Source organism: Pontiella sp. (assembly GCF_041622395.1).
Lineage (GTDB): Bacteria > Verrucomicrobiota > Kiritimatiellia > Kiritimatiellales > Pontiellaceae > Pontiella.
This window is the reverse complement of the sequence record NZ_JBFJYW010000258.1, coordinates 1-5,483: the sequence shown is the minus strand read 5'-3', so window position 1 is coordinate 5,483 and position 5,483 is coordinate 1. Positions and strand designations below refer to the sequence as shown.

Below are 5,483 nucleotides of genomic sequence, written 5' to 3'. Positions count from 1 at the left end.
GCAGGCCAAGAGCTGGGGCTCGCACGCCAGCCCGTTGATGGCCCAGATTTTGTCCGGCCACAACAGCAGCGCGATGACGACCGAGGAGTTCGAACGGATCGCCACCTGGCTCGACATGAACTCGCCGTACTATCCCCACTTCAGCTCGAACTATCCCAACAACCTGGCCGGGCGTTCGCCGCTGACGACGGCGCAGAAAAACGCGCTGGAAGGGTATACCGGCAAGGATTTCGACAGCATGAACGGATGGAGCAAAAACCCCGGGCCGATGGTCTGCTTCGACCGCCCGGAAAAAAGCCCCTGCCTGGACGGGTTGACGGTCGGGTCTTCCGCATACAACAACGCGCTCGCCATTATCCAGGCCGGGCAGGCTCAGCTCGCCCTTCTGCCGCGCGCGGATATGGCCAACTTTTACAAGGCGACCGCGCTCGACCTGTGGCATGAATCCACCTGGACGAATCGCCGCAACCGCGAGGAGATGAGCCAGGCCGCGATCACCGCCGGCTTGAAGGTCTACGATGGCCAGCCACTTACGCTGGTGGCCAACAGCGGCGCGGAAGGGATCGACGGCGTCTCGGCGCTGGTGAGCGGCGAAGTGCTCTATTCCGTCGGCAACATGGCGGTCGCCGTGACCGTCTGCTGGGGGTCGTACGACGGCGGCGACGAAATCGGCGACTGGCAGTACAGCACCGATCTGCCCGCCCAGTCCGAAGGCAACTTCTCCGTCACCCTCACCGGCCTCGTGCCGGGCGAACAGCTCTATTTCCGCGTCTTTGCAACCGGAACGGACGGCACGGTCGGCGCTTACGACAGCGTGGCGTTCGATACGCGCTCGCTGATCGACCTCGACAACGACGGCATGGCCGATTCCTGGGAAACCGCCCACTTCGGCTCCAGCAATTCGGAGCCGGCCGGCGACGACTGGGATAGGGACGGCCTGACCAATGAAGAGGAATACTGGGTCGGCACCGATCCCACGAATGCCGCCTCCTGCCTGGTCATCGAAGGGCTCGAGCTGGATGGAACGGATCTCTCCATCGCCTGGCAGAGCGCCGTCAACGGCGAGTACACGCTGGAATATACGACCAATCTGGCCGTCAACAGCTGGATTCCGCTGATGGTGGATCGCGCCGCCACGCCGCCGCAGAACATCTATTCCACCAACGCGCCGGCCGCCGAAGTGCGCTACTACCGCATCCGCGGCCGCCGGACCGATCGCTAGAGGAAAGGGGCCGTGCCGGGCGTAAAGTTGCCGGCAAGGGCGCTTTGCAGTCCAAATTCGCAGGCCGTTGGCGTTTTCTATGTCACGGCCTTGGCGGATGCGGGCCATGGTCTTCAGAAGAAGAGCGCCCGGACGGGGCTTGATTTTACGGGAGTGGGATATGGATCGAAAAGGGGTTTTGTTGGTGCTGGCGGCTTCGGTTGCGGCGACGGTTTTCGGCGGCGTGGACTGGAAAAGCGACCCGGTGCAGTCGGGCCCGGGGCGCCGTTTTCTGCTGGGCGACTATTCGGGCGGCAAGGTCTGCATCGTCGGGGTGGACGGGAAGGTGGAGTGGCAATGCAAAACCGGACACGTCGACGATGTCTGGATGCTGCCCAACGGCAACATCCTTTTCAACACCGGTACCGGCGTGCAGGAGGTGACCCCCGCCAAGGAGGTCGTTTTCGAGTATAAGTCGAAAGGCGAGGTCTTTGCCTGCCAGCGCTTGCCGAACGGCAACACCTTTATCGGCGAATGCTCCGACGGGAATCTGCTCGAGGTCGATCCCGCGGGAACCATCGTCAAGAAAATCGAGCTGCTGGCCGATGTGCCGGAACCGCCCGCCGTCAAAGGCCGGAAAAAATACGTGGGCAAGGGGGGGCACTCCTTCATGCGCAATGCCCGCAAGCTCGCGAACGGAAACTACCTGGTGGCGCTCTACGGCCAAAAGAAAGTCGTGGAATACGATCCCGACGGCAAGGTGCTGCGCGAGATTCCGGCGGAAGGGTGGCCGCACAGCGCAATCCGCCTGCCCAACGGCAACACGTTGATTTCCTGCGGCGACAAGTCGACCAAGAACAAGGTGATGGAGGTCGATCCGGCGGGCAAGATCGTCTGGAAGATCGATCAGGACGAGTTGCCGGGCACGACGCTCTATTTCGTGACCGGCCTGCAGCGCCTACCCAACGGCAACACGGTGCTGACCAATTGGCTCGGCCACGGCAAGGCGCGCAAGTCGGCGCACGTCATCGAAGTGACGCCGGAAAAGGAGATTGTCTGGTCCTATCAGGATTTCGATGCGGTCGCCGCGGCCGCGAGCATCCAGTTGCTGGAGGTTCCCGGCGATGCGACCAAGGGCGAAATTTGGCATTAGAGGGAGAACGTCGTGAAAAGAATATTCGTATTGCTATGTATTTCGGGGGTTGCGCTCGGCGCGGCTGCCGGCAGGAAAGCCGCCCCGATTCCGTTGCCGGCCGCGGCGGTGGACCAGGCCGCGGTGCGTGCGGCCATCGAGGATTTGATCGCCACGTTCGGCAAGGCCTATCCGGACGGCCGGAAATATCTGGCGCTGCTGGAGCGGGCCGATGACGCGCAGCTGGCCCAAATCCAGCGCGAGGCGCTGACGGCCAACCCGCTGGTGGCCGGGCAACCGATCCTGTTCGTGGTCCGCAAGCAGTACAAGGCGGACCACCACAACACGGCGACCCTTTTCCAGAAGGGCGAGATCAACGAGAAAAAGTACGATCCGCCCGGCGTGCTCAAAATGCTGGATATCGCCGGGGGCTGGAAGGTCTCCACCATCCTCGATCCCGGTCCCACCGCCATCGTGCGCGATCCGGAACTGGATTTCGACGGCCAGAAGATCATTTTCTCGATGCGCAAAAGCGCCGACGACGACTATCACATCTATGAAATCGGCATCGATGGTTCCGGGCTCAGGCAGCTCACCTCCGCCGCCGGGGTTTCCGACATCGATCCGTTCTATCTGCCGGATGGGTCGATCGGCTTCAGTGCAACGCGCGAGCCGAAGTTTTGCATGTGCAACCGCCACATCATGGCGAACCTCTTCCGGATGGATGCCGATGGCGCGAACATTGTCCAGATCGGCAAAAGCACGCTTTTCGAAGGGCACGGCTCCTTGATGCCCGACGGCCGCATCCTCTACGACCGCTGGGAATACGTGGACCGCAACTTCGGCGATGCCCAAGGGCTTTGGACGGTCAATCCCGACGGCTCCAACCACGCCATCTTCTGGGGCAACAACACCGCCTCGCCGGGCGGCGTCATCGATGCGCGCATCATTCCGGGCACCCAGCTTTCGCTCTGCATCTTCGGTTCCTGCCACGACCGCCCCTGGGGCGCGCTGGCGATCATCGATCGCAGCAAGGGCGTCGATGGCCGCGAGCCCGTGGTGCGCACCTGGCCCGCCTCCGCCATTGATCTGGTCGACGTAGGAAACTACGACACCTTCAAGCGGGTGCGGCCCTGCTACGAAGATCCGTATCCGCTCGGCGAAAAACATTTCCTGGTTTCGCGGATGGTCGGGGAGGGCGAGCAGATGGGCCTTTATCTGGTCGATCTCTTCGGCAACGAGGTGCTGCTGCATACCGAAGGGCCGGGCTGCTTCGACCCCATGCCGATCGCGCCGCGCCCGCGTCCGTCCATGAAACCTTCCCTGTTGGATTTCGCCAAGGATACCGGGGTTTTCTACGTGCAGAACGTCTATATCGGCACCCATATGCAGGGGGTCGAACCCGGCTCCGTCAAATACCTGCGGATCGTGGAGTCGCCGGAAAAACGGAACTGGTCCCAAGGACGATGGGGCGGCCAAGGCACACAGGCCCCCGGCATGAACTGGACCAATTTCGAGAACAAGCGCATCCTCGGCACCGTGCCGGTCGAAGCCGATGGCTCGGCCTATTTCGAAGTGCCGTCCGACCGTTTCGTCTTTTTCCAGGCGCTGGACGAAAACGGCATGATGGTGCAGTCGATGCGCAGCGGAACCATCCTGATGCCCGGCGAAGTGCAGGGCTGCGTCGGTTGCCACGAAAACCGGGTGGAGGATACCCCGCTCGTTTCGGCCCGCAATGTGATGGCCCTTCAGCGGCCGCCTTCCAAGCTCAACGGGTGGTTCGGCGAACCGCGCCTGTTCAGCTATATGAAGGAGATCCAGCCGATCTTCGACAAGCACTGCCTCAAATGCCACGACTTCGGCAAAAAGGGCGCGAAGGAACTGGTGCTGGCGGGCGACCGCGCCGTGTCGTTCAATGCCTCCTACATCGACCTGTGGAGAACGGGCGCGATCACCTGCGTGGGCGCCGGGCCGGCGGACATCAAACCGGCCTACTCTTGGGGCTCGCATCCGAGCAAGCTCGTCGCGGTGCTCCGCGAAGGCCACCACAAGGTAAAGCTTTCGCAGGAGGAGATGACCCGCATCATCACCTGGCTCGACATCAATGCGCCCTATTATCCCGTCTATGAATGCGCCTATCCCGACAATCCCTGCGGCCGCTCGCCCATCACGACGGAGCAGTTGAAGATGATCGAGCAGTTGACCGGCGTAACGGTCCCGGTCAGCCACCGGACCGCCGTCGGCGCGCAGATCAGTTTCGACCGTCCGGAAATGAGCCCCTGCCTGGCCCTCCTGGAAAAGGGCAGTGCGGAATACCACGAGGTGCTCGCCATCATCCAGGCAGGGCAGGCGCAACTGCAAAAGGTCCCGCGGGCCGACATGGAGGAGTTCGTGCCCAATCCGGTCGACCGGGGCCGCAACGAAAAATACGGGCAGCGCCGGCACGTTGAGCTGAAGTCCCGCGCGGCCATCCGCGACGGGGAAAAGGTCTACGATTAGGCGTGTTGCGCCGGATGGAAGCCGCCGCCTTCAAGGCCAGGCCGGAAAAAAATACCCTTTTCCGGCGATGGCTTGACGGGCGCCGGGGTGTTACCTTATCCCTTCATAAAGGATGAGCGGATACGCGATTATTGGATTTGGTTTTAGCAAAGGAGAACAGATGAACAAGTTAAGTAAAAGTGCATTGATGATCATTGCCGGTGCGTTGTGCGCAACGGCGCAGGCGGAATTCAAAACGGTCAACGTGACCCATTCCGAGCTGACGGGCATCGGCGCGGAAAAGGGCGTGATGCGCCGCGACCCGAGCGACGTCATCAAGGTCGGCGATCTCTACTATGTCTGGTACTCGAAAGGAACGATCTCCCCCGGCTACGATGCGACGGTGTGGTATGCCACCTCGGCCGATGGCGTGAGCTGGACGGAGAAGGGCATGGCGCTGGCCAAGGGCGAGCCCGGCAGCTGGGAAGGCGCCAGCGTATTTACGCCCAACATTCTCGTTGCCGAGGGAAAATACTGGCTCTTCTACACGGGCACTTCGCGGCCGTTCGCTCAAAAGCCCTTCAATCCCGACTCCAAGATCGGCATCGCCGTATCGGATTCCCCCGACGGCCCCTGGGAGCGGCTGGCCACCAATCCGGCGCTGATAAACAG

Annotated in this window: 3 protein-coding genes and 1 pseudogene; all 4 read left to right on the top strand. The window is 62.1% G+C overall.

Annotated elements, in window-relative coordinates; translation table 11 throughout:
* Positions 1-1,222, top strand: a pseudogene (locus ABYO54_RS13410) (hypothetical protein); the annotation flags it as partial.
* 160 nt (positions 1,223-1,382) lie between these two features.
* Complete coding sequence (locus ABYO54_RS13405) at positions 1,383-2,354, top strand: hypothetical protein (protein ID WP_372808755.1); 972 nt, start codon at positions 1,383-1,385, stop codon at positions 2,352-2,354.
* 12 nt (positions 2,355-2,366) lie between these two features.
* Entirely contained in the window at positions 2,367-4,832 is a 2,466-nt protein-coding gene (locus ABYO54_RS13400; protein ID WP_372808754.1) for a hypothetical protein, read from the top strand.
* Between the two features lie 187 nt (positions 4,833-5,019).
* A partial coding sequence (locus tag ABYO54_RS13395; protein ID WP_372808756.1) for a family 43 glycosylhydrolase occupies positions 5,020-5,483 on the top strand: 464 nt, incomplete at its 3' end.